General features: G+C 62.6%; 1 protein-coding gene. It reads left to right on the forward strand.

The genetic code is table 11. The features are described 5' to 3' along the window. Window positions 1-668 (forward strand): amylo-alpha-1,6-glucosidase (locus tag Raf01_RS49215; RefSeq protein WP_373319805.1); only part of this gene is annotated, 668 nt, incomplete at both ends.

Genomic DNA, 668 nt, shown 5'->3' on the forward strand with positions numbered 1-668 from the left:
GGGCGGCGTTGCGGTGGATCGACGAGTACGGCGACATCATGGACAACGGCTACATCTGGTACCAACGCCGCAACGAACAAACCGGCCTGGAAAACCAATGCTGGAAAGACTCCTGGGACTCCATCTCCTACCACGACGGACGACTACCCGACCTACCCCGAGCAACCTGCGAACTCCAGGGCTACGCCTACGACGCCAAAATCCGCGGCGCCCGACTCGCCCGCGAATTCTGGAACGACCCCGACTACGCCAACCACCTCGAACAACAAGCAGCCGCACTCAAACAACGATTCAACCAAGACTTCTGGATCGAAGACCGCCACCACTACGCCCTCGCCCTCGACCCCGACGGCCACCACGTCGACGCCCTCGCCTCCAACATCGGCCACCTCCTCTGGAGCGGCATCGTCGACGAATCCAAAGCCCCACACCTCGCCGAACACCTACTCGGACCACAACTATTCTCCGGCTGGGGCATACGCACCCTCGCCAAAAACGAAGAACGCTACAACCCACTCGGCTACCACGTCGGCACCGTATGGCCCTTCGACAACTCCCTCATCGCCTGGGGCCTACGCCGCTACGGCTTCACCCACGAAGCCGCCCGCATCGCCGAAGGCATCATCGACGCCGCCCAATACTTCGACGGCCGCCTCCCCGAAGCCTTC

The sequence above is a fragment of the Rugosimonospora africana genome (genome assembly GCF_016862975.1).
GTDB lineage: Bacteria > Actinomycetota > Actinomycetes > Mycobacteriales > Micromonosporaceae > Rugosimonospora > Rugosimonospora africana.